The sequence below is a fragment of the Flavobacterium algoritolerans genome (assembly GCF_030010385.1).
In the GTDB taxonomy this organism is placed as follows: Bacteria; Bacteroidota; Bacteroidia; order Flavobacteriales; family Flavobacteriaceae; genus Flavobacterium; species Flavobacterium algoritolerans.
Window position 1 is genome coordinate 885,217 of sequence record NZ_JASCRZ010000001.1, and the last position, 21,789, is coordinate 907,005.

19 protein-coding genes and 2 pseudogenes are annotated in these 21,789 nt (G+C 35.1%); 9 read left to right on the plus strand and 12 right to left on the minus strand.

Going from position 1 to position 21,789, the window contains the following annotated elements; translation table 11 throughout:
• Positions 1–49: 49 nt before the first annotated feature.
• Together QLS65_RS03830 and QLS65_RS03835 are read left to right on the plus strand one after the other, a co-directional pair.
• A pseudogene (locus QLS65_RS03830) lies at positions 50–411 on the plus strand (four helix bundle protein).
• A 52-nt stretch (positions 412–463) separates the two neighbouring features.
• The gene (locus QLS65_RS03835; protein ID WP_282715310.1) at positions 464–1,603 is read left to right on the plus strand and encodes an ATP-binding protein; all 1,140 of its coding nucleotides are present in this window, start codon (positions 464–466) and stop codon (positions 1,601–1,603) included.
• A gap of 20 nt (positions 1,604–1,623) precedes the next feature.
• On the opposite strand, the gene QLS65_RS03840 is transcribed toward QLS65_RS03835, so the two are convergent.
• Entirely contained in the window at positions 1,624–2,400 is a 777-nt protein-coding gene (locus tag QLS65_RS03840; protein WP_282715312.1) for an alpha/beta hydrolase, read from the minus strand.
• Positions 2,401–2,819: 419 nt separating this feature from the next.
• Between QLS65_RS03840 and QLS65_RS03845 the strand changes: the two genes are divergently transcribed.
• Both QLS65_RS03845 and QLS65_RS03850 read left to right on the plus strand, forming a co-directional pair.
• The gene (locus tag QLS65_RS03845) at positions 2,820–3,545 is read left to right on the plus strand and encodes a metallophosphoesterase family protein (protein WP_282715314.1); all 726 of its coding nucleotides are present in this window, start codon (positions 2,820–2,822) and stop codon (positions 3,543–3,545) included.
• A gap of 42 nt (positions 3,546–3,587) precedes the next feature.
• Positions 3,588–4,085, plus strand: a complete 498-nt coding sequence (locus QLS65_RS03850) for a DUF6646 family protein (RefSeq protein WP_099714072.1) — start codon at positions 3,588–3,590, stop codon at positions 4,083–4,085.
• Positions 4,086–4,177: 92 nt separating this feature from the next.
• Here QLS65_RS03850 and amaB read toward each other — a convergent pair whose 3' ends face one another.
• From amaB to QLS65_RS03865, 3 genes are all read right to left on the minus strand, one after another.
• Positions 4,178–5,725 (minus strand): L-piperidine-6-carboxylate dehydrogenase, encoded by a 1,548-nt coding sequence (gene amaB / locus QLS65_RS03855; RefSeq protein WP_282715315.1) that lies wholly within the window; start codon positions 5,723–5,725, stop codon positions 4,178–4,180.
• 231 nt (positions 5,726–5,956) lie between these two features.
• Positions 5,957–6,496 carry a 3-hydroxyanthranilate 3,4-dioxygenase gene (locus QLS65_RS03860; RefSeq protein WP_282715316.1) on the minus strand — a complete coding sequence of 180 codons (540 nt, stop codon included), beginning with the start codon at positions 6,494–6,496 and terminating at the stop codon, positions 5,957–5,959.
• 40 nt (positions 6,497–6,536) lie between these two features.
• Positions 6,537–7,646 carry an endonuclease/exonuclease/phosphatase family protein gene (locus QLS65_RS03865; RefSeq protein WP_282715318.1) on the minus strand — a complete coding sequence of 370 codons (1,110 nt, stop codon included), beginning with the start codon at positions 7,644–7,646 and terminating at the stop codon, positions 6,537–6,539.
• Positions 7,647–7,913: 267 nt separating this feature from the next.
• Here QLS65_RS03865 and QLS65_RS03870 point away from each other — a divergent pair, with 267 nt between their 5' ends.
• The 3 genes from QLS65_RS03870 (at position 7,914) to QLS65_RS03880 (ending at position 10,012) form a co-directional block, all read left to right on the plus strand.
• Entirely contained in the window at positions 7,914–8,810 is an 897-nt protein-coding gene (locus tag QLS65_RS03870; RefSeq protein WP_282715759.1) for a S66 peptidase family protein, read from the plus strand.
• Between the two features lie 69 nt (positions 8,811–8,879).
• The gene (locus QLS65_RS03875) at positions 8,880–9,239 is read left to right on the plus strand and encodes a YraN family protein (protein ID WP_282715320.1); all 360 of its coding nucleotides are present in this window, start codon (positions 8,880–8,882) and stop codon (positions 9,237–9,239) included.
• 116 nt (positions 9,240–9,355) lie between these two features.
• Complete coding sequence (locus tag QLS65_RS03880; protein ID WP_282711101.1) at positions 9,356–10,012, plus strand: aspartate kinase; 657 nt, start codon at positions 9,356–9,358, stop codon at positions 10,010–10,012.
• Between the two features lie 102 nt (positions 10,013–10,114).
• Here QLS65_RS03880 and QLS65_RS03885 read toward each other — a convergent pair whose 3' ends face one another.
• The 5 genes from QLS65_RS03885 to QLS65_RS03905 form a co-directional block, all read right to left on the minus strand.
• Positions 10,115–10,882: an SDR family NAD(P)-dependent oxidoreductase gene (locus QLS65_RS03885; protein ID WP_282715322.1), complete on the minus strand. Its 768-nt coding sequence runs from the start codon at positions 10,880–10,882 to the stop codon at positions 10,115–10,117.
• A gap of 101 nt (positions 10,883–10,983) precedes the next feature.
• The gene (locus QLS65_RS03890) at positions 10,984–11,913 is read right to left on the minus strand and encodes a helix-turn-helix domain-containing protein (RefSeq protein WP_121343056.1); all 930 of its coding nucleotides are present in this window, start codon (positions 11,911–11,913) and stop codon (positions 10,984–10,986) included.
• 89 nt (positions 11,914–12,002) lie between these two features.
• Positions 12,003–12,359 (minus strand): bleomycin resistance protein, encoded by a 357-nt coding sequence (locus QLS65_RS03895; RefSeq protein WP_282711114.1) that lies wholly within the window; start codon positions 12,357–12,359, stop codon positions 12,003–12,005.
• A 93-nt stretch (positions 12,360–12,452) separates the two neighbouring features.
• Positions 12,453–15,818 carry a transcription-repair coupling factor gene (mfd, locus tag QLS65_RS03900; protein WP_282711115.1) on the minus strand — a complete coding sequence of 1,122 codons (3,366 nt, stop codon included), beginning with the start codon at positions 15,816–15,818 and terminating at the stop codon, positions 12,453–12,455.
• Positions 15,811–16,416 (minus strand): hypothetical protein, encoded by a 606-nt coding sequence (locus QLS65_RS03905; RefSeq protein WP_099714063.1) that lies wholly within the window; start codon positions 16,414–16,416, stop codon positions 15,811–15,813. The genes mfd and QLS65_RS03905 overlap by 8 nt, the downstream gene beginning before the upstream one ends.
• Positions 16,417–16,729: 313 nt before the next feature.
• Here QLS65_RS03905 and QLS65_RS03910 point away from each other — a divergent pair, with 313 nt between their 5' ends.
• Positions 16,730–17,668, plus strand: a complete 939-nt coding sequence (locus QLS65_RS03910; protein WP_282715325.1) for an L-threonine 3-dehydrogenase — start codon at positions 16,730–16,732, stop codon at positions 17,666–17,668.
• 109 nt (positions 17,669–17,777) lie between these two features.
• Here the strand turns inward: QLS65_RS03910 and QLS65_RS03915 are convergent, their stop codons facing one another.
• Together QLS65_RS03915 and QLS65_RS03920 are read right to left on the minus strand one after the other, a co-directional pair.
• Entirely contained in the window at positions 17,778–18,206 is a 429-nt protein-coding gene (locus QLS65_RS03915) for a hypothetical protein (RefSeq protein WP_282711117.1), read from the minus strand.
• Positions 18,190–19,518, minus strand: coding sequence for a hypothetical protein (locus QLS65_RS03920; protein ID WP_282715327.1), 1,329 nt, complete (start codon positions 19,516–19,518; stop codon positions 18,190–18,192). The genes QLS65_RS03915 and QLS65_RS03920 overlap by 17 nt, the downstream gene beginning before the upstream one ends.
• Before the next feature lie 200 nt (positions 19,519–19,718).
• Here QLS65_RS03920 and QLS65_RS16180 point away from each other — a divergent pair.
• Positions 19,719–19,826 (plus strand): annotated as a pseudogene (locus QLS65_RS16180) (NAD-dependent epimerase); the annotation flags it as partial.
• A gap of 82 nt (positions 19,827–19,908) precedes the next feature.
• Here QLS65_RS16180 and QLS65_RS03930 read toward each other — a convergent pair.
• A complete protein-coding gene (locus tag QLS65_RS03930) occupies positions 19,909–21,783 on the minus strand; it encodes a M1 family metallopeptidase (protein WP_121343061.1) in 1,875 nt (624 codons plus the stop codon).
• Between the last annotated feature and the right edge of the window lie 6 nt (positions 21,784–21,789).

The window sequence follows — 21,789 nt, forward strand, 5'->3', positions numbered from 1 at the left end:
ATTATTTATAAACCCTTTAAATATGGCGAATTACAATTCTTTTGAGGAAATGGGAATCTATCAATTAGCTAGAGAACAAAGTAATCACGTTTGGCATTTAATTCAAAACACAACTCTTGGTCAAGATTATAAATTAAGGGATCAAATCAATGGTTCTTCTAGGTCAGTTATGGATAATATTGCTGAGGGTTTTGGCCGGGAGGAAATAAAGAATTTATTACTTTTTTGAGTTATTCAAGAGGTTCATGTTGTGAAACAAAAGCACAATTACAAAGGTCCTTCGATAGAAAACATATCAACGACGAAAACTATTTAGAGTTAACTTTAAAATCTCAAATTATAATCGACCAAATTTCAAAATTCATGAATTTTTTAAAAAGTTCTGATAGAAAAGGATCAAAATATGGTTAATAAATATGTCTTAACAACAATAAAAAATAGAAATAAATAACAAACAATACCAATGATCAACAAACGTATTCTTATTAAAAACCTGCTCGCTCACAATGATGAGAGTAGTTTTTATGATAAAAAGCGCCAGTTGAATTTGCATACACGGGAAGGAAAAGCAAAGTTTTTAAAACACATTTGCGCGCTGTCCAATTCAAATCCCACGAACAATTCCTATATCGTTGTGGGTGTTGAAGATCAAGACAATACTATCGTGGGCGATGACTTTTTTGACGATAGTAGGATTCAGAATTTAGTGAATGCCTATCTGGAAAATCCTCCGAAAATTCAGTACGAAAACGTGCCTTTCCCAAACTTGCCGAAAGATAAAGTTATCGGGCTGGTTACGGTCAAGCCAAAAAGCAAAACTTCCCATTTCAAAAAAGGAATTCACACGATTCCTACCAACAGTATTTTTATACGGCGAGGCAGTAACACGATGCCTATTGAAGGCGAAATTGAAAAGAATTACCAGAATACGGAAACCGTAATTGGCATCGAAAACAACTCTCGAAACAGCATCGAATACACACTAGATGGCGTGATTGATTTTATGAATTTTCGCCACAAGGATATGGCGCCAAAGTATAAAGTATTCAAAGAATTATTTGTGATTTGCTGGGCAGGAATTGCAAAAAAATCGCGGGACAAAACCTATTTATCACGTGTGGATATTGAACTGATCAATGAACAAATCAAGCTGTTTTATTCGGCTCAGGATGTGGTCGAAATTGTTTATAATGAAGATACTTTCACTATTATTGAATACGTTCCTTTGGGTTTAAACGACAAAACAAGCTATTATCCTTTAGAAAAACAAACGATTCATTTTCATGATAATGGCTATTATAAAATAGAAAGGGAGATGCTTTTTCAGCCTCCGGAATTCAACAAAAAAATGTTATTTCATATTTATAATGCCAATATTACTTTGCTGAACAAACTCCAAAAAGGACTTTCATTATCTGAGCGGGAACACAAAGATTTAGAAAACTTGCCCTCAACATTTATGATTTGTTACCTCAACGGTTTTGAAGAAGCCAAACAAAAACTGATAGATGCAAAAACACTGATAAAACCTTTCAACCAAGTGTATTTATCGTTTAAAGAAGCGTTACGGATTTTGAGAAAGATGAAATATGATGTACAGTAACTACAATTATTTTATAGATTTTACTCGGCAAGAAAGCCCAATATATAAGCATTAATTTCTTTTTTCTGCCTTTTATTTCCTCTGTCATTCATGTCATTATGAATGGTATTGGGGAGTTTAATAATTTTAATTCCGAACTTTTTCTGCTCTTCAACAGTAGGTAAAACTCCCTCATCAGCAGGCTGGTCGCTGGAACGAAGCGAGTAAATTTTAGGCTGAGAAGTTCTGGGTAATGACATTCTGCGGTTGTCCAATGAAATTATTTTATTGGCTAAATTTGGGTATTTATGAGCAAATAAAACCGTCATATCACCTCCATTGGAATGTCCAACTAGGTTTACATGTTTGAAATCTAATTCTGGTTTTATCCTTTTCAGTTCATTAAGAACAAACAGGATATTCTCTGCTCCTCTTTCCCAATTTGACCGTCGCACCACTTGAGGAATTCCTGTCAAAGGCAATAAATCATCGGTTGCTAATTCATGCTGGATACTCACTACAAAATAACCTTTGGACGCTAATTTTTTCGTTAGATAGGAATACGATTTATTTGCACCCGGTTTATTTTCTCCATAACCGTGACTCACAATTACCAATTGTTGATTTGAAATTTTATCCTTTACAATTGGGGAATAAAACGCAACCGGAATCAACCTGTTTCTGGAACTGTCCAACCAACTGTCACTATCTGATTTGACCTCAAATTCTTGGTTATTGAGTTTAGTATTTGTATCATTTTTATAAGATGAACAACTTAGCAAAAAGAAACAAAACAGTATTTGCAGGTATGTTTTCATGTGAATTTGGAACATTTATCTGATTGAAAAATGGTTTTTAAAATGACAGTATTGATTTATTATTCTAAATCAAAGCCAACAATTCTTTTAAAACCTGACAGATCATTTTAGCCAAAAGTAACGATAACGCAAGAAGTGCACTCATTTTATAGCGGTTTATTTTTTGTAAAGTTAATCTTAAAAAATAAAAAAAACATCACCTAAAACAGTGATATTTTATTCCCTGATTAAACCAGCATTCTAAAGAAATTCCTATTCTGTTTTTCATGAAAATTACAATCTTTAAAATACCGTTCCTTTTAATTTATTTAAAAAAATAAGTTAAAGTAGCATACTTCATCACTCTTTTACTTAATTTTATGACTTGGAAACAGCATTGTTTTTTGGCTGTTTTTACACTAATAAAGAACATTCAGTACATGAGAACACTTGTTATAGGCGATATCCACGGTGGTTTACGAGCATTGCACCAAATTATGGAAAGAGCCAGCGTTACTAAAAACGACACTCTGATTTTTCTGGGAGATTATGTTGATGGCTGGAGCCAATCCCCTCAGGTACTCGATTTTATAATTGATTTAAAAACCAAACAAAACTGTGTTTGCATTCGCGGGAATCATGATGATTTATTACTGGAATGGCTTGACGAAAGTAAAGACAATCTGTTGTGGTATAAGCATGGTGGTGAAGCGACTGTTTTGGCCTACGAATCCGTTAATGCAGAAACCAAGCAGAAACATATTGAATTCTTGAAATCATTAGAAAATTTTCATCTGGACGAGCAACGTCGTCTGTTTGTTCATGCTGGTTTTACTAATATGAATGGTGTCGATTTTGAATATTTTCCAGGGCTTTTCTATTGGGATAGAACCTTGTGGGAAACGGCTTTGGCATTGGACAAGACTATAAAAACGGATGATATTTTCTACCCAAAACGATTTACTTTATACTACGAAATTTATATTGGTCATACACCTGTCACCCGAATTGGCGAAACAATCCCAGTTCAAAAAGCAAATATTTGGAATGTGGATACTGGCGCTGCCTTCAAAGGTCCATTAACCATTATGGATGTTGACACCAAGGAATTCTGGCAAAGCGAACCCTTGAATCAATTGTATTTTGACGAAAAAGGAAGAAATTAGGTTTTATTGCGCTACTTTTGCACCCATTTAAAAATTAAAAGTATGAAAAAGATTACTACATTAGTTTTGCTATTGACAGTTGGCTTGATCAATGCGCAGGCTTTCAAAGGAAAAGGAGATGTTAAATTTGATGTTGGAGGTAACTTTCAAAACGGCGGATCAGGAATTCGTGTTTCTTCTGATTTTGGAGTTGGAGAAAACATGTCATTCGGATTTGTCACTTCTTATTTGTTATCCGTTTCTAATGATGATTTAGGTAACAAACCTGATTTTGGAGACAGAGTAGATATTAAAGGACGATTCAATGCAAACTTGGGAAATGTTTTTCAATTTGATCCAAAAATGGATATTTACCCAGGATTGGATTTAGGTTTACGAAATTTTGGTGCGCATTTAGGATTCCGTTATTTCTTTACGGAAGGTTTTGGTATTTTCTCCGAAGCTGGAATTCCAATCGCAACTTATAAAACGGATGCCGTAGGTTTTGATAAATTAAACAACCAGTTTACGTTTAATATTGGCGCTTCTTTCAATCTGTAAAAAGATTATTTGCAACGTTTACGAAGCAATTTTAATAAAAAAAGGCAATTTGAATGTTCAAATTGCCTTTTTTAGTTTGTTTTATTTTGTTGTTACAAATCAAATTTGATTCCTTGTGCCAATGGCAATTGAGTTCCGTAATTGATCGTATTAGTTTGTCTTCTCATGTAAGCTTTCCAAGCATCAGAACCAGATTCACGTCCACCACCGGTTTCTTTTTCACCACCAAAAGCACCACCAATTTCTGCTCCTGAAGTACCAATATTTACATTGGCAATTCCACAATCAGAACCAGATTGAGAAAGGAATAATTCCATTTCTCTCATGCTGTTTGTGAAAATAGAAGATGAAAGTCCTTGTGGAACTCCGTTTTGCAACGCAATAGCTTCTTCAATTGTGCTGTACTTCATTACATATAAAATAGGAGCAAAAGTTTCTGTTTGAACAATGTCAAAGTGATTCTCAGCTTCAATGATACATGGTCTTACATAACAACCACTTTCATATCCTTCGCCTTCAACCAATCCGCCTTCAACGATGATTTTTCCGCCTTCTTTTTTGGCGCTTTCAATCGCATCCAAATAATCCTTAACAGCTCCTTTATCGATAAGTGGCCCAACGTGATTATTCTCATCTAATGGATTTCCTATTTGCAATTGACCGTACGCGTTTTTCAATACGCTGATGGTTTTGTCATACACACTTTCGTGAATGATTAAACGTCTGGTTGATGTACAACGTTGTCCTGCTGTTCCTACCGCTCCAAAAACGGCTCCAACCAATACCATACTGATATCCGCATGTTCCGAAACGATAATTGCATTGTTTCCTCCTAATTCAAGGATGGTATTTCCAAAACGTTCTGCAACGGTTTTTGATACGTGACGTCCTATTCTAGTTGATCCTGTAAAAGAAACCAATGAAATTCTTTTGTCATTATTGATTAAATCTCCTGATTCGTTTCCAGTTACCAAACAACTAACACCTTCAGGAACATTATTTCTTTTTAAAACTGTTTTGATAATATTTTGACAAGCCACTCCACACAAAGGTACTTTTGAACTTGGTTTCCAAATCGCAACATCACCACAAACCCAAGCAATCATTGCGTTCCAACTCCAAACTGCTACCGGAAAGTTAAACGCCGAAATGATTCCAACCGTTCCTATTGGATGGTATTGCTCATACATTCTGTGCAAAGGTCTTTCAGAATGCATGGTTAATCCGTACAATTGACGGGATAATCCTACCGCAAAATCACAGATATCAATCATTTCCTGAACTTCACCATATCCTTCTTGAAGACTTTTTCCCATTTCATAAGAAACTAGTTTTCCAAGAGGCTCTTTGAATTTTCTTAATTCATCTCCCATCTGACGAACGATATCACCTCTTTTAGGAGCTGGAACCATACGCCATTCTAAAAACGCTTCCGAAGCTTTTTGCATCGCTTTTTCATAATCTTCTTTAGAAGACGTTTTTACTTTTCCAATTAAAGCCCCATCTGCTGGCGAATAACTTTCGATGATTTTTCCGTTGGCAAAATTAGCTGCTCCAGTTGATGTTCCTTCATTTATCTCCTCAATCCCTAATTGCTTAAGGGCTTCTTTGATTCCGAATTGATCTGCTATTGTTATCATTGTAACTTTTTTATTAAAAATTGTTATATTATTTTACAAATATATTGATTTAAGGTGAAAAACTAAACATTGCTACTTTTATTTTACGCTTTTTAGCCGCAATAGTAGTGGCATCCTTTTGTAGTCTCGTTTTTTTACGAGACCACAAAAGATAGAACGAATAGCGGGGCACAAGCGAAGCGAACTGACGAAGTAAATAGCTCCTAAAACTGAAATAAATTCAGCATTAAACTATTTCTTGGCAACAAATCTTGGATCTGTTTCCATTACACTGCCACATTTTTCGCAGGTTCTCAACTTTTCTGAATTGTAAAAATGTTCAAAATGAGGCAAGAAATCATTCTCGATATTATGCAGTTCAAAATAAACCTCATGTAGCTTGTGATTGCAGGTATCACAAAACCACAATAACCCATCCGTATATCCTTTTCCAGCTCTTTTTCGTTCGATGACAAGTCCTATAGAACCTTCGGAACGTACCGGAGAATGCGGAATTTTAGCAGGATTAAGGTACATATCACCGGCACGCAATTCCATTTCTTTGCGCAAACCATCTTCTTGAATAATCACTTTGATGGTGCCTTCAAGTTGGTAAAATAACTCTTCGGTTTCGTTGTAATGGTAGTCTTTTCGGGCGTTTGGACCCGCAACAATCATAACGATATAATCACCGGATTCCCTGTACAAGTTTCTATTACCAACGGGTGGTTTTAGGAGATGACGGTTTTCATTAATCCATTTATTGAGGTTGAAAGGTTTTGCAATTGCCATGATTTTTATTTTAAATGTAAAGTTATGAAATAATAAATCGTTATTTTTTTTCCTTAATCAAATAAATATACACCGGAAAATGGTCGCTAAACCCTATTTCGGTGTTAGAATGTCGCAACGGATACCCTTTATATTGTCCGCTGGTTTGTATCAAAAATGACTTATTATAAATTCCGGCTTTCCAATATCGAAAGCTCGAATAATCTGATTGCAGTAAAGTTTCGGAAACCATTATTTGGTCAAAAACATCCCATGCATCCCGAAATGCGATGGTTCCAAATCCTTTCTTGGCCATTTCTTCGAATGGATTGTAAATCCCAAAAGGAAGTACTTCTGCCTTTTTGGCTTTGGCACCAAGCCCAATTTTGACACTTTTATTATACGGGCCGTCATTTAAATCGCCCAAAGTAATCACTTTTGCATTTGGATTTATGCGTTGCAAAGAGTCTATTATTTTTCGGTTTAATGCTCCGGCGGCTTCCCGAAACGGACTTGATTTTTTCTCTCCGCCAGAACGAGATGGCCAATGATTGACAATAATATTGATTTCTTCGCCGTCCAAAAATCCGGTTACCAACAATTGATCTCGTGTATAAACCCGATAATTTTTGGTGCTTATTTGCAATTCATCATCTGTTTTTTCTTCAAAACTGGCTTTGGAACTTTCATTCGTATTTCCGCTTTCTTTATAAATGTATAACGGGATATTGCTGTAACTCGTGGGCTGAAATTTCTTTTTTTGATACAACAGCGCCACATCAATTCCTCTTTTGTCGGGCGAATCAAAATGGATGATGCCGTAGTCTTTCTCGATTAATTTGGGTTGCTTGACTAAATCTTCCAAAACGCTTCTGTTCTCAATTTCGCAACCGCCAATAAATGTGGGCGAATCAGTATTTTCAGCAGAACCTATTTCAGATAAAACGCGGGCTAAATTCCCCAGTTTCTTTTCGTACTTATCAAATGTCCAGCGTTGCAAACCGGTTGGCGTCCATTCTTCATCAAAAGTGGCAGGATCATTTATGGTGTCAAAAAGGTTCTCGAAATTATAAAATGCGACGGTATGAATGACGTATTTTTTCTGTTGTGCAGTAGATTTTACTATTGGAAAAAATAAAAAAAGAACAGGAATCCAGTACGTAATTCTCATAGGCATCATTTATTTCCAGTCGTTGATTAGATTCTTTTTTGAATCTGTTTATTGTAAAAATAGTCATTTGGTCGTGAACTTAAAATTATTTTCTAATTGTCTATCTTTGTTTTTGTCTTTTAAGACTCCATGATTCCAATTATTTTAGAAAAACAATAAAACATGAATGCAAACCGATTTACTTTTACACTACACCATTCTGTTTTATATAAATTTCTATTCCTTATTTTTGTTTTACAATCTTTCAACAGTCAAGCCCAATACAAAATGATTACACCACCAAGTTTACAAAAAGGAGATACCGTAGCAGTTTTGGCAACAGCCAGAAAAAATATAGATGACAACTTGAAACCCGCCATCGATTTGTTGCACAGTTGGGGACTGGAAGTTGTTATTGGCAGCACCATAGGTTTAGACAACGATCAATTGGCTGGAACTGACGAACAACGCGCTGCCGATTTTCAGCAACAACTGGACAATCCAAATATAAAAGCAATTTGGTGTGTAAAAGGTGGATATGGAACCGTACGAATGATTGATTTATTGGATTTTACTTTGTTCAAAAAAAATCCAAAATGGATTGTTGGGTTTAGCGATGTCACCGTTTTACACAATCATTTGAATACTATGGGTTACAAATCCATTCACGGAATCATGCCAATAACCGCTCCTAGAGCAACTCCTCAAGCCATAGAAACACTGCGAATTGCGTTATTTGGTGAAAAATTGTCGTACGAAATAGATCCTTTCCTGATGAACAGACCCGGAAAAGCTACCGGAGAATTAGTGGGCGGAAATTTATCGATTCTATACAGTTTGTTTGGCTCACCATCAGCGATTGACTGCGCTGATAAAATCTTGTTCATAGAAGATTTAGACGAATATTTGTATCACATTGACCGTATGATGATGAATTTAAAACGAAACGGTTGTCTCGAAAGCATCAAAGGAATTGTTGTGGGTTCGATGACAAAAATGAAGGATAATGATATTCCATGGGGGAAAAATGCCATTGAAATTATCGAGGATGTTACCAAAAAATACAATATTCCTATCTTGTATAATTTTCCAGCCGGTCATATTCAAGACAATAGAGCTTTAATTTTAGGGAATAATGTCACTATTAATGTCAATGAAAAATGCAGTACGCTGGTTTTTGAATAATGGCAATTTGATTTTTGATTGCAGAAGTTTAAAAACTTGAAACCTTAAACTTAAAAACAAAATTTTTCAATGGCGGAACACAACGAGCTCGGAAAACTTGGAGAAGAAATGGCAGTTGAATTTCTTAGGAAAGACGGCTATACTATTTTAGAAACCAACTGGACCTTTCAAAAAGCCGAAATAGACATTCTCGCCCAAAAAGAAAATACACTCGCCGTTGTTGAAGTCAAAACACGTTCCTCTTTGGAATTTGGTTTGCCTCAGGATTTTGTAAAAACAAAAAAAATTCAGCTACTTGTAAAGGCCGTAGACGCTTTTGTAAACGAAAGAAATTTAGATGTTGAAGTCCGTTTTGACATAATTGCCATCCATAAAGAAGGTAAATCTTTTGTAATTGAGTACCTTATAGATGCTTTTTTTCATTTTTAAGTAATTTTTTGAATGTTATATTTGTAACAAATTGTTTTTTTATTTACATTTGCCATGTTTTTAACACACAACTAACTAAACTTACAAATCTAACTAACTAAAAAAACTTAGAAATTATGAAAACTGTTTCTTCTATTGTAGAAAATTACATCAAAACAAAGCCTTTCTTGTTGAATGCTTTATCACTTGGAATTATCAATTTAACGTCATTATCCAGAAATATAATGACCGAATTAGAAAGTGAATTTGGCAAAGAAGTAAAACAAGGCGCTGTTGTAATGGCTTTAAAAAGATTAACGGAAGAATTAGACTTCAGGTTAAACCATAAAATTAACAAAGTCATCAAGAATATTGGGGAAATCACCGTTCGTTCTGCTTTGACTGATTATACTTATGCTGCATCAGAAACCGTTTTGAACAAGCAAGCCGACTTAATTACTGACATCAATGCTTTTCCAGATATTTTTTACACTTCTTCCAGAGGTGTGAATGAAACTAATATCGTGGTAAGCAATAGCATCAATCACTTAGTTGACAAGCATTTTGCCAATGAAAAATTGATTCAAAAACTAGACAATCTGGCTTCGATTACGGTAAAATTACCTAAAGAAAACATTATCGTTCCAGGGATTTACTATTTCATTTTTCAACGTTTAGCTTGGGAAGGAATCATCATCAATGAAGTAATTTCGACTTCTAATGAGTTCACGATTTTAGTGAGCGAAGAACAAGTGGATGTAGCTTTCAAAGTTATTAAGGATTTGAAGAATTAGAAATCTCACATTCTATAATTTTAAAGCTTCCATCCTACTAGGACTGGAAGCTTTTTTATAAAATAATATTCTGTTATTGTATTTCTAAACAGCAGTTTAAAATTACAAATTCGTTCCTCCCGAAACTTCTAAGCGTTGTCCATTCACCCATTTAGCATCGTCTGTACACAAAAAGGCTACAACGCTTCCAATGTCATCCGGCAAACCTACACGTCCTAAAGCTGTTAATGAAGCAATCAATTGATTTAGTTGTTCGTTATCACGAACGGCACCGCCACCAAAATCAGTTTCTATTGCACCCGGAGCCACAATATTGACTCTGATTTTTCTTTCGCCCAATTCCTTTGCCTGATATTTCGTCAAGGTTTCCATTGCTCCTTTCATACTTGCATAAGTTGAATATCCCGGAAATGAAAAACGGGTCAATCCTGACGAAATATTTACAATTCCACCACCATCATTCAGTACTTCCAAAGCTTTTTGAGTCAGAAAAAAAGGCCCTTTGAATTGAATATTAACCATATCATCAAATTGAGCTGTACTTGTTGTCGCAAAACTTTCGTGAAGACCAACACCCGCATTATTGATTAAAAAATCAATTTTTTCGGCACCAAAAGTACTTTTTAAAGCGCTCGCTACATTTTGAAAAAACAAATCAAAACTACTCACATCTGCAACATTCAATTGAATGGCTACTGCTTTTTGTCCCAGTTTTTCGATTTCGGCAACAACATCATCCGCTTCTGCTTTTTTGCTGTTGTACGTTAGGATTACATCAAGCCCTTTTTTGGCAAGATTAAAAGCCATATCTTTTCCTAATCCACGGCTTCCTCCAGTAACTAATGCTATTTTATTGTTCTTGATTTCCATGTTTATTATTGTTTTAAATTAATACCACAAAATTAATTCAGATGTAAAGCTTGCCAATTGTAAATATCAATCCAGAGTTTGCGAAATTCAAATCAATCTCTTTATACTCGAAAAGCGATAGGTGTCAACGTTGTTTGTTTTTTGAAAAAATTAGAAAAATGTGCCAACTCTTCAAAACCGAGTGAATACGCAATTTCCGAAATATTCCAATCGGTTTCTTTTAAAAGAATCTTGGCTTCATGTATTAATCGGTCACTGATTAATTCAGTAGTCGTTTTACCAGTATTCTCTTTTAAAACTTTATTCAAATGGTTGACATGAATGGACAATCGAGTAGCAAAATCTTTGGCAGATTTCAATTCCAACCGTTGTCGAGGCGACTCTATCGGGAATTGTCTTTCGAGTAATTCCACAAATAAGGAAGAAACTCTGGCTGCCGAATTGTGTTTTGAATATAAAGCAGTTACGGGTTGTAGTTTCTGTCCAAAGTGTATTAACTCCGCCACATAATTCCGAATCAAATCGTATTTATACACATAATCAGAATTGATTTCTTTGTGTATCTTTTTGAATATCAAATCAATTTCTATTGCTTCTTCATCAGAAAGCTCAAAAACAGGATAGCCATCTGATTTAAAAATAGGAAGTTCGTCAAGTACAATTCCGCTTTTATCTTTTGTTAAAAACTCGCTCGTAAAAACACAAAAATTTCCCGATTGCTGCGTGTCTTGCGGCACATAATGATAGGGGATTTTTGGCGTAGCAAATAAAAGAGCATTCTTTTCAATGTCAATTACTTTATCTGCGTATTCCGCTCTGTTTTTTCCTCGTATCAAGCTTATTTTATAATACGCTCTCCTGTCATAAGGCATAAAAGACTTGTCCTTTAGTCTTTCATAAAGTTCTTTGATATTAAAAACATTGAAATGACCAATTTCTTTTTGGATACCTTTAGGTAATAATGTATTCGGTTCCGTACCCGAGTCTCCAGAGATTTCCTGGTAAAACTCGTCTATTGATTTTAATTTCATTGGGAATGAATTTGTAAAAATCAAATATACAAATTAAAACCAAAGCTTAGAATCTTTAAAAGGTTAAACGCTTTCGCCAAAATAATTCATTATATACTCTGCCCGAAAGTCAGCAGATTATTGTCTGGATCAAGTACCGAAAATTCTTTTTGCCCCCAAGGTTTGATCTCTAAAGGTCCATTTGGATGGATGCTTATTTTTTTGTCCAATAACGATTGGTACAATTTGTCAATATCGTCCGTTCTGATATAAACTTGTCCATAATTTTCTTTTGGATCAAGTTCTTTAAATTCAAAAAAATGAATTTGAATACTGTCTTTTTGCACCATAAGATAGCCCTCAAAATCAGCACTACCATATTCCTCAAAACCCAATTCGTTCAAATAGTAATCTCGCGTAATCGCTTTGTTACACATCGGCAATTTGGGATTAATGTCTGTAAGCATATTTATTCCAATTTAATTTGTTCAATGCAAGCCAAATTTAAAAATAACTCTTCCCGTTTAATCTCAATCACTATCAAATTGAATATTTATTTTCTATTTTCCCAACATCTCCATCAATTCCAAAGCAGTTCTGGTATTTTTCACATTGTCAAAAGTCAACAAAAGTCGTAATCCTGCTGGTGTTTGTTTTTCTTTCATTTTACAAATAGAACTATGCGTTTGCACAAATTGTAGTACCTGATGAAAACGATTCGATTGATAATAATCTGATTGTTGATCAGACACAAAATAACCAATCATCTTGCCTTGTTTCATCACTAATTTCTCGATTCCAATGCGAGTCGCAATCCATTTGATACGAATGCTATTCATCAAAGCATTGGCTCGTGGTGGCATTGGACCAAAGCGGTCAATCAATTTATTTTGGAAAATGATGAGTTCTTCTTCATTTTTTACAGCACCTAATTCATTGTACAAACTCAATCGTTCCGAAACGTTATTGATGTATTCATCTGAAAATAATAACTCAAAGTCGGTATCAATTTGCAGGTCTTTTACGTATTCTTTGGTTTCCAAATTATTTTCTTCCGGATACAAATCCTTGAATTCATTTTCTTTTAATTCATCGATGGCTTCGTTCATGATTTTTTGGTACGTATCAAAACCAATTTCGTTGATGAAACCACTTTGTTCGCCTCCCAATAAATCTCCGGCACCACGAATCTCCAAATCTTTCATCGCAATATTAAAACCACTTCCCAATTCACTGAATTGTTCCAAAGCCTGAATTCGTTTTCTGGCATCATCGGTCATGGCAGAATACGGCGGACAAATAAAATAGCAAAACGCTTTCTTGTTGCTACGCCCTACTCGACCCCGCATTTGATGCAAATCAGACAATCCAAAGTTATTCGCATTGTTGATAAAAATCGTATTCGCATTAGGAACGTCTAAACCGCTTTCGATAATTGTGGTTGCCACCAAAACATCAAATTCTCCGTTCATGAAAGCCAACATTAATTCTTCGAGCTTTTTTCCGTCCATTTGGCCATGACCAATTCCAACTCTGGCATTTGGCACCAAACGCTGAATCATTCCGGCTACTTCCTTGATATTTTCGATTCGATTATTAATAAAGAAAACCTGTCCATTTCGCTGAATTTCATACGAAATCGCATCCCGAATCAACTCTTCACTAAAACCAACTACATTCGTTTCAATAGGATATCTGTTAGGCGGAGGCGTTGTAATTACTGATAAATCGCGCGCTGCCATCAACGAAAACTGCAAGGTTCGTGGGATTGGCGTTGCTGTCAATGTCAAAGTATCGACATTCGCCGCAATGGTTTTGAGTTTGTCTTTTACGTTGACACCAAATTTTTGTTCCTCATCCACAATCAACAATCCAAGGTCTTTGAAAACTACATTTTTGTTGACCAATTGGTGTGTTCCAATAACAATATCTAGTTTTCCTTCGGCTAATTGTTTTAGCGTTTCTGCTTTTTGTTTGGCCGTTCTGAAACGGTTTAAATACCCAACAGAAACCGGCATGTCTTTCAATCGTTCCGTAAAAGTGCGGTAATGTTGGTACGCCAAAATAGTTGTAGGAACCAAAATGGCCACTTGCTTACTGTTGTCTACCGCCTTGAAAGCGGCACGAATAGCAACTTCGGTTTTACCAAAACCTACATCACCACAAACCAAGCGATCCATTGGACGATCGCTTTCCATATCGGCTTTGACTTCTGCTGTTGATTTGGTTTGATCCGGCGTATCTTCATAAATAAACGAACTTTCCAGTTCATTTTGTAAATAACTGTCGGGTGCAAACTGGAATCCTTTTTCCAATCTTCTTTTGGCATACAACTGAATCAAATTGAATGCAATATGTTTGACGCGTGCCTTAGTTTTTTGTTTTAAAATCTTCCAGGCATTCGAACCCAATTTGTAAATTTTGGGTGGCGTTCCGTCTTTTCCGTTGTATTTTGAAATTTTGTGCAGCGAATGAATACTCACATACACAATATCATTATCGGCATAAACGAGCTTGATCGCTTCTTGTGTTTTGCCTTCGACTTGTATTTTTTGCAAACCTCCAAACCGTCCGATACCGTGATCGATGTGTGTCACATAATCACCAACTGACAAAGTTGTGAGTTCTTTTAAAGTGATATTCTGTTTTTTTGAATAACCATTTTTGATGCTGAATTTATGATAGCGCTCAAAAACTTGATGGTCCGTGTAACAAGTTATTTGATTTTCTTCGTCAATAAATCCTTGGTACAAAGGCAAAACAACGGTATGATATTGTTTTCTGATATTCTCCGAATTGGCCTCATCCAAGGTTTCGAAAATATCATGAAATCGTTTGGCTTGAGCATCATTGGAACAAAACAAATAATTTTTGTAACCATTGAAATGATTTTCATTCAGATTATTCAACAACAAATCAAATTGTTTGTTGAACGACGGTTGCGGCTGAATGTGAAATTCGAATTTTTTGTTAGTTCTAAAAATAGCTTTTGGACTCAATTCCACAATGGAGAAATCCAACGCTCTTTTTATAAACTCCGTTTGATTCAAGAACAATTGTTCCGGCGTCGAACGTTTTATTTCCTGCGACAATTTTGCGAAAGCTTCTTCGGCTTTGCCAAATTGTTTGTCTAATTGCGATAAAAAATCTTCGGTATTCTGGATAAAAATCACCGTTTTCTCCGAGATATAATCCAGGAAACTTTCTCGGTTTTCCTGAAAAACTTTGTTTTCCACATTTGGAATTATTGTGATTTTCTTCTGTTGCAAAATCGACAATTGAGTCGCTACATCAAAACTACGGATGCTTTCGACTTCGTCTCCAAAAAACTCAATTCGGTACGGATTATCATTCGAAAATGAAAACACATCAACGATTCCTCCACGAACCGAAAATTCTCCGGGTTCTGTAATGAAATCAACTCTTTTAAATTCATATTCGAATAAAACTTCGTTGATAAAATCGATGGAAATCTTGTCACTAACAGCAACTTTCAACGTGTTTTTATCCAATTCTTTTCGGGTAACCACTTTCTCGAATAAGGCTTCGGGATAGGTGACAATAACGGCCGGTTTTTTACGGGAATTGATTCGGTTTAACACTTCGGCGCGAAGCAAAACATTGGCATTATCGGTATCTTCGATTTCGTAAGGGCGACGAAATGAACCGGGATAAAAAAGTACATCTTGCTCCCCAATCATTTGTTCCAAATCATTCAAATAATACGCCGCTTCTTCTTTATTGTTTAAAACAATTAAAAAAGGAAGTTCGGCTTTCTTGAAAACAGATCGAATTACAAACGAAAGTGCAGAACCCAAAAGTCCCGACAGTTGCATTTTGACTTGGTTGTTTTCCAATAAACGAGCAACAATTTGCTGGGTTTTTGGCGAATTATCGTAGGTATTGTATAAGGCTGTTTTACTCAACGCGTGGCAGATTTGGGTCGATAACTGGTGTATTAGGAATGGCTCTTGTGGTGTCCATCATTTTCAATAAATCAGATTCCCCTTCTTCAAGCGGAATTCTACTTTTCTCCACAATTTTGTCCATTTGTCTTTGTAACGAAACCAATTCCAAGTTGATTTCTGATACTAATAATGTCACTTTTTTATCCGGAATATTATCCAAATGAATGAATAAATCCAACAAACGTACTTTAGTGATTAAAGTCGAAATCCTACTTTTTATTTGAGGTTTATTGTATTCATACGGAATATTGGTGTTCAAAGCCATTACTTTTTTAGAAAGTGCTTTCGATTTTTGCTGAAAAGCACCAATGGTTTTTTTAGGTTTCAAGGCTAGTTCAGCCAAAAAAATGCGCCATTCATTCCAGGATGCAATGCTTTTTTCAGAAGCTTCCGTTACAGGTGTGTCATAAAAAACCCAACCTTTCTCTATGTTTTTGAAAATGACTTCTCTTTTTTGCATCTCTTTTTTATTTTCGGCAATACGTTTTTGATTGTCATTTTTACAGGACAACAAAAGAAAAACCAGAGAAAAGAAAACTGCTATTTTATATTTCATGTGTGGCTATTTATCGTTTTTTTAATGGCTGAATGTAATTCACATACGCTCTTAATTTTATAAATTAGAACGAGTTATGCTCCTTTAAAAATTTCCATTAATTAAGCTACAAAGTTACAAAGTAAATTTACAATTACGAATTACCGCATAGGAATAACAATCTAATATTCTTGAAGCAGTTTTTGTGTTTAAAAAGTCATAAATTAAGAAATAGAACTCCTTTTTAAATACTATTTTAAGAAATTCACATTGTTTTTAATCAAAATTATGTTATTTGCGAAAACGTTATCTTTGTTTTTCAAAACAGACAAAAATGAGTACTAAAATATTGATTATTGGAGCTTGCGGACAAATTGGAACGGAGCTTACCCAAAAGCTGCGGCAACTACACGGAACAGAAAACGTAATTGCTTCGGATATCCGAAAGTTAAATATTGATGTTGTCAATTCCGGTCCATTTGAAGTGGTGAACGCTTTAGATTTCAATCAAATTGAACATTTGGTAGAATTACACCAAATTGACGAAGTGTATTTGATGGCGGCATTATTATCGGCTACAGCCGAGAAAAACCCGGCATTTGCTTGGGACTTAAATATGAATTCGTTGTTTCACGTTTTGAATTTGGCGAAAGCCGGAAAAATAAAAAAAATATTCTGGCCTTCGAGTATTGCGGTTTTTGGACCAACAACTCCTAAAGAAAATACGCCACAATATACCATTATGGAACCTTCAACGGTGTACGGAATCAGCAAACAAGCAGGCGAAAGATGGTGCGAATACTACCATAATATTTTTGGTGTGGATGTAAGAAGCATCCGTTATCCGGGTTTAATCAGCTGGTCATCGCCTCCTGGTGGCGGAACTACGGATTATGCAGTAGATATTTTTCACAAAGCACTTTCGGATAAAACATACGAATGCTTTTTATCTTCAGAAACTAAAATGCCGATGATGTATATGGATGATGCCATTGCTGCGACCATCCAAATTATGCAAGCGCCGGTAGACCAAATAAAAATTCATTCTTCGTATAATCTAGCTGCAATGAGCTTTACGCCAACAGAGATTGCTGCCGAAATCAAGAAACACATTCCTGAATTTACCATTACATACAAACCGGATTTCCGTCAAAAAATAGCCGACAGCTGGCCAGCGAGTATTGATGACGCTGAAGCCAGAAAAGACTGGAACTGGAAACATGAATTTGATTTGGAAAGCATGACGGTTGATATGCTAGAACATTTGAAATAGATCTATTAAATATAAAAAATGCCACAAAATTTAGGTTTTGCGGCATTTTTTGTAATGGTAAAATTTGAAATCATTTAAATTCAATACATTATTTTTTGAAAATAATCATCTAATTTTTTACAGCTTTTGTAATGCATTCTAACAATGGCCTATCATCTTGCACCATATAGAAATCAAAAACAACTGAATCATTTGGGTTAAGTTTTAGTGGCTTAATTTCAATTGTTCTGTAGCCAAAACCTGTCACCTCCATTCTTAACAATTCATAATCGACTTTTAGACTATAAGTGCTTGCATTATCTACACGGATATTTTCACAATCTCTTTTAATCCAATAAGTCAAATTACTTAAAGGTTTACCGTTTAATGCCTTTACATTAATCGTAACATTATTATTTGATTTTGTGTGTCTTTTATGCAATGCAATTGTGTAAAAAGAATCATTGTAAGTTGGGAGCTTCTTTTTAACATCGCAGCTAAAAATAATTGTACATAATAATACAAGAATATACTTATTTATTTTAATTAGTTTGTTCATTACAAATTATTTTTGTTCCATTTTGAATTATACTATCGCCGTTAAAATCTTTTCCAATTGCTTCATAAGCGATAACATTGATTATCCTTTCTTTTGTTGCATTATCAAGTTTTTCAAATGCTGCTGTTTTATACAGCCCAGCCCAAGACATATCATCGTAAAATTGCTTTGTCAAATTATATCCTTTAGAAATACCATATTCTTGCAATGATATAGAAATATTCGAACTGAACTTACGAACAAATTCTTCATGATGCGCCAAATTTAAATCTTGTGTTTTAGCAAATTCAACAACTAAATCCGCAAAATCTATATTTGCTTTCGTTATATCATTTGCGAAAAATGATACAAGATAAGCATGTATTCCCTCATGCATGATAGTTCTTGCCCAGGATAAATCCGTCGCATTTGGAAAGGAAAGAGGATGGAATGTTGAAATTGCCGACTTGCTTGCAGTATCGTATACAGATGATGTAGAGCCAGTTGTGGAAAGAAATTTTGAATTATCACTTTTAATAGTCCAATTATAACATGGTTCTTCACCAGAAAATGTTTTAATAATTGATGCAATTTTACCTTCCTTAAGATTCTTGAGATCAAGCAGAACTTGGGTCAAACAAGGGTTTAATTCACTATCATCGATTTTGTCTTCAAAATCCTCCTCTTCGGCAACCACAGGTTCTGCTCCACTACCCCCTCCGCCTCCGCCAAAACCCCAATTAAGAAGAGAACTACTGCTGGAATCTAACTCCCAAGAATACACGTAAAGGTAAGCCACGGTCAGACTTTGAACTGGTTTTCTTGCAGGAATTATTACTTCTTGCAGCTCTATTGGCTCCGTAGCGTATGCTGTTGTGGATTTGCTTTCTATTTTATTTGTTGTACTAGTAGATGGCTTTTTTATAAATTTAGAGATAATGTATCCATTTTTCATTCTAAATCCCTTAAAAAAGTCACCGTTTATGCTAGTAATCAGTACTCGACCTGAGAACTCATTTGTGCTTTGAGCAACATCAGGATACATTGTAAAAACAACACTTTTTAATGTGTCGTTTACTGTAAGCAACAGTACTCTACTATTTTGTTGTTTATCACTATCTGGTAAAGGAATTACAGTTAACAGCTGATCGCTATTTGTTATTTTTTCTAGTGTTATCGCATCATAATTAGACAAAGTAGTCGTTTTGGATGTTTTGTTACCATTAACTTTTAGAGGATTTTGTTGTAAAAACTGAATCGCCTGCTCTCTCGACACGGTTTGAATATTTGATTCATTTTGTAACAACGCCTCTTCTGTACTACAAGACTGCATAAAACAAAGGGTAAAACTCATAAAAAAGAAAACGATTTTCCGCCTTATTTCATTTGTTTGTTTGTTTGTTTGTTTGTTTGTTTGTTTGTTTGTTTGTTTGTTTGTTTGTTTTCATATTTTTTTTAATTAGTTACTATTTCATAAAAATAAGTAATGTTTTACAAGTTACAATACCCACTTTTAGTGATATTTAAAAAATAAAAATAGCCGACAGTTGGCCGGCGAGTATTGATGACGCTGAAGCAAGAAAGGACTGGGGATGGAAACATGAATTCAATTTAGAAAGTATGACTACAGATATGCCATAACATTTGAAATAGTTTCCTTAAAAATAAAGCCAAAAAAAGTCTAGTTCAAGAACTAGACTTTTTTTATGGGGTTTCGATAGAATTACTTTATCTCATAAGTGTTATTTTCCATTTTTAAATCGGCCATTAATCCACTTGGATCAATCGTTATTTTCTTGATGGAAGCTTTTGATTTCGCAATGTTGAATTCAAAGGTTGGGTACGCCCAAGCCCAATCATTCAAAACCGTTCTTTTTACTGCAGGATTTGGATTTTCTTTTTCAAAACTCATCATGCGCAACGGGATGTAGAAACTTTCTGTTGTTCCGTCCGTATATTCCACTGTCAAATCTATCGGCATTGGCATTCTTCCAATTCTTTCTAGAGTAACGGTTGTTTTATCCGCATTTTCCTTTACTTCTTTGATCCCATAATCAATAGTATTGGTAGTTTCAGTCCAATCCACTAAATACCAATCCAGATTTGCTCCAGAAACTCTTTCGGCAGATCTTTTGATATCATTTGGCGTAGGATGTTTGAATTTGAAATCGCTGTAATATTTTTTCAACGTTTTAAATAAATTTTCTTTACCTATTAAGTATATCAATTGTGCTAAGAAAATTTCACCTTTACTGTAGGAAGTAACGCTGTAGACTCTGTTTTCATCAAAACGATCCGCATGAGTTCCCTGTGGCAATTCTTTTCCTGAATTTACCATTGCAAAATACCCTTTATAAGCTGCTGCAAATGGGTTTTCTACTTTTTTATCGGCAATTTCATTAAGTCCAAAATCTTCCAGAAATGAGGTAAATCCTTCATCCATCCATCCGTGTTTTGATTCATTGGAAGCCAAAATATGCTGGAACCAAGAATGTGCCATTTCATGTGCGGTTACTCCTAGCAACCCATCAAACGTACCTTGACCCAAAATCAACGTACACATGGCATATTCCATTCCACCATCGCCACCTTGAATCACAGAATATTGTTTATACGGATAATCTCCAACCGTTTTGTTGTAAATTTCCATCAACTGAACCGTTTTTGGTTGCAGGTTTTTCCAGTTTTGAATGTATTTTGGATTGTTTTTATACAAGAAATGTAAATCGACACCATTAGGTGCTTTTACTACATCATGAATGTAATTCTTATCAGCAGCCCAAGTAAAATCATGAACCATTGGCGCATTAAAATGCCAAGTCAAAGTTTTTGTTTTCTTTGGAACAGACACAACAACACCTTGGTCTTGATAACCGTGACCAATTTCGTTTTTATTTTGCAAATAACCGGTACCTCCTAAAACATAATCTTTATCAATAGTAATGTTTACGTCAAAATTTCCCCAAACGCCATGAAACTCTCTGGCGATATAAGGATCAGCATGCCAACCTTCAAAATCAAATTCAGCCAGTTTTGGATACCATTGCGCCATTGATAATTCTACGCCTTCGGCATTATTTCTACCGGAACGACGAATCTGAATGGGAACCTGACCATCAAAATCTAATGTGAATGTAGTTTTTGAATTTGGTAGAATTGGCTTAGCCAAAGTCACTTCAAGGATAGTCCCAATCTCTTTTGCACTAGCAACTGCTCCGTCTTGCTTGAAATTAGAAATTCGTAAGTAACCAATTTCATTTGGTTTCAAATTTTTAATGCGGCTTTCTTTGACTTCTTTATCACCAACTTTTACTTTGGTGACCATTCTGCCGTCTGGATCTTTGATGCTTTGGATTCTAGCATCCATTTCGCTTCCGGGCTGAAAGGCATTATTAAATAGGTGATAATATACTTTTCTCAAAGTATCAGGAGAATTATTGGTGTAAACCAATTCCTGTTTTCCTTTGTATTGGTATGTTTTTACATCCATAGACACATCCATTTTGTAATCGACATGCTGCTGCCAATACGTACCGTTTTGAGCCAAAAGACTTCCAAAACTTAAGGATAAAATAGAAACTAAAAGTAATTTTTTCATGTAGGT